3 protein-coding genes are annotated in these 1397 nt (G+C 60.3%); all 3 read left to right on the forward strand.

The genetic code is table 11. The features are described 5' to 3' along the window. Positions 1-144: 144 nt before the first annotated feature. Entirely contained in the window at positions 145-306 is a 162-nt protein-coding gene (locus tag AC070A_RS34565) for a hypothetical protein (RefSeq protein WP_156414656.1), read from the forward strand. Then, the gene (locus AC070A_RS34570; protein WP_057251544.1) at positions 303-962 is read left to right on the forward strand and encodes a hypothetical protein; all 660 of its coding nucleotides are present in this window, start codon (positions 303-305) and stop codon (positions 960-962) included. The genes AC070A_RS34565 and AC070A_RS34570 overlap by 4 nt, the downstream gene beginning before the upstream one ends. Positions 963-1017: 55 nt before the next feature. Beyond that, the coding region (locus AC070A_RS34575; protein ID WP_162771058.1) for a DUF2721 domain-containing protein at positions 1018-1397 on the forward strand (380 nt) is incomplete at its 3' end.

Below are 1397 nucleotides of genomic sequence, written 5' to 3' on the forward strand. Positions count from 1 at the left end.
AATATGCGCGCCACCAAGCGCCATGTTCTGTCCATTTTGCTGGGTCACAACTTGGAGCTCTCCGAATTGTCTCTCTTTTTGCCTTGACACGTCTTTCAACCAACGTGGCCATCTACGCGGAGGCCCTTGAGGGAGGCATCAGAAATGAGACGAACTGCAAAAATCTTCACAGAGGCGGCTGCCGTCGCCGGCAGCCTGCTGGCGAGTACCGCGACAATGCACGCGCAGGAGACCCGGAAACCCAACATCCTCTTCATCATGGGTGACGACAGCATGTCCCAAGGTCCGCAGACGGCGCAGCGATGAGCGATGTCATCCAAGCAGGCCGTGACGAACCACGCTGGCCTCCGGTGGTGGCGATCCTTGCGGTATTCGCCTTCTTGGAGGTGCTGCCGCATCACGTCTATGCCATGCCGCGATGGATATCGTACGTGGTTCTGGTAGCAGCTATCGTTCCAATGGTCCAAGTAACGCTATCGACCGGCAACGCTGTGTGGCTACGGATCGAGCACGTCGCCGTCATGCTGCTTGCCAGCGTCTACGCGGGGAATACGGCGGCGGAACTCGGAGATATGGTCGGGATCATCACCGTGCACCCTCCCGAGACGCGCTCAGTGTCGCTCTTGACGTCGTCATTTACCATTTGGGTCACCAACGTTCTTACCTTCTCGCTACTCTACTGGCAGATCGACGCGGGTGGCCCGTCGCGCATCGCGCGTGGGATGGCGGGAAGACCCGACTGGCTATTTCCCCAGGCGTCGGCTCCCGAACTAGCGCCGCCAGACTGGCGGCCGCTCTACGTCGATTACCTGTCGTTGGCGTTCAATACGGCGACCGCTTTCAGTCCTACCGACGTGCTGCCACTCACCCGGCGTGCGAAGGGGCTGATGATGCTCGAAAGTGCCATTTCACTGCTGACACTCGTGCTCGTGGCTGCGCGTGCAGTCAATGTCATTCCGTAGCGCCTCCACGGCGCCGCGGTCGTCCATTCGTGCCGTACCGATCGAAGGTGCCCGTATGTCAGTCGAAGCGGATCAGCTTTCAACGATGATCAATCACGCGGTCGCGCCGGCGTTCATGCTGAATGGCGTCGCGGCGATGGTGGCGGTCCTGGTCAATCGGATTTCCGGCGTAACCGAGCGGATCAGAAACCTCCGCGAGATCGACGAGGGTGACGTCGCCCGAGCCCCGCTGAAGAAGGGAATCGGGGAACTGAGGCGGCGTGAACGCCTCTTGAACAGCGCATTGTACCTGGCGTTGCTAGCCGGAATCGGCGTGACGCTTCTGCTCCTCTTCGGCTTCGTCGTAGCCTTTTTTGGATACCGTCACGAACCGGGCGCCGCCGTGCTATTCGTTGCGGCACTCTGCTTCCTGGCGGGGTCGCTCTTCCGATTCCT

The organism is Ensifer sp. GW101-20A05 (assembly GCF_059424735.1).

Bases quoted from the DNA above. Each gene is read 5' to 3' on its own strand.
- AC070A_RS34565 (WP_156414656.1), top strand. From the start codon at position 145: ATGAGACGAACTGCAAAAATCTTCACAGAGGCGGCTGCCGTCGCCGGC.
- AC070A_RS34570 (WP_057251544.1), top strand. From the start codon at position 303: ATGAGCGATGTCATCCAAGCAGGCCGTGACGAACCACGCTGGCCTCCG.